Source organism: Limnohabitans sp. (assembly GCF_040400975.1).
GTDB lineage: Bacteria > Pseudomonadota > Gammaproteobacteria > Burkholderiales > Burkholderiaceae_C > Limnohabitans_A.
In genome coordinates, this window is record NZ_JBBAPF010000131.1 from 1 (window position 1) to 1,191 (window position 1,191).

Consider the following 1,191-nt stretch of genomic DNA (forward strand, 5'->3'; position numbering starts at 1 on the left):
GGCGGACCATTGACAGACGCGTTTTTGTGTTCGTCCTCCGAGGCGTTATGCAACGATCTCTGGTTTGGGCACTTCGCGTGCCACGCGACGCGTCAGCCGCCGGAAGGCCTCCGTGTCGCCTTTGGCGCCTGCTTCCAAAACTTCCTTCATCAAGTTCCTGACTACGTGCCCCACGGCCCGTCCGTGCCTTCTGCACATAATAGCATCCCACAAACGCCAATTCCGCGTCCATTCTGTTGCCGCTTCTCCCGCCAACGCAGGGAAGGCTGCCGCAACGCGCATCATGAGGTCTCGCCTGTTCTTCCTGTGAAGGACGCCTCCACCGTGCTGCTTGCCCTGACCAAGATCTTCTGCGTCGTATCCTTTGCGGGCAGGGACGCTGTGTACGGCCGGGGCTTTTGCCGCTTCGCGACGGAATCTGTATGCACGCCGCTCTCGGGGTAGCATGTCATTCTTAGCTGAGGCCGGCTTCGATGGCCCGGCAGCCTTTGCGATGCACCGCGCGGCCAACCGCGCAGCCGTGCATCGAGCGCGGGATCGATGCAGTTCGATTTCATGTTGCTGCCGTACTTCCCGAGCGGCCGCAATGACAGCCGGATCAAGCGCTTTTTCTCCAGCTTTCTGCCGCAACAGGGTGTTCCGAGCACGTTCCAGGGTCGCAACGACGTGCGCATTCCCAAGCCCCCGCGCGATTTCCAACATGTCATCCACCTGCCGAACACGTTCGCAGACTTCCCCAACAGCTACAGCCTGCTCCGCGGACAGACCTGAGCGCATGACGCCGACGGAGGCACTCATGGCAGATTCGTCCTCATCAGAAGAGGGCTCCTCTCGATCGCTCCAGGGGCAACCGTCGACGAGCGCGCCCTCGTCTTCCTGCCCTTCCATGTACTCATCCAGCTGCCCACGTGCAGGGAAGGGGTCCACCAGCAGCGCGCGGTTTTCCCAGGTCAGCTCTCCTGCCGCCCATTGCTCTTCGACCTTCGCCACTGCTTCCTGACGCTTTCTCGGCATGTCCAATTCCAACCAGAATCGGAGAGCATCACCACGACCCAGATGATCTTCAGACCCGTCCAGCTTCACGGAAAGGAGATTCTCGAAGTGGCCCGCTGCGGCACGCGCGTGCATGGCTGCGTCTCTCCAGGCAGCCACGGCGTCTCTCAAGCAATCCTCGCGGTCGCGCCTTGGGCA

At 61.6% G+C, this 1,191-nt stretch carries 1 protein-coding gene; it reads right to left on the reverse strand.

Going from position 1 to position 1,191, the window contains the following annotated elements:
- Positions 1–45: 45 nt before the first annotated feature.
- Complete coding sequence (locus ABWQ00_RS16170) at positions 46–1,128, reverse strand: hypothetical protein (protein ID WP_353239684.1); 1,083 nt, start codon at positions 1,126–1,128, stop codon at positions 46–48.
- Positions 1,129–1,191: the final 63 nt, after the last annotated feature.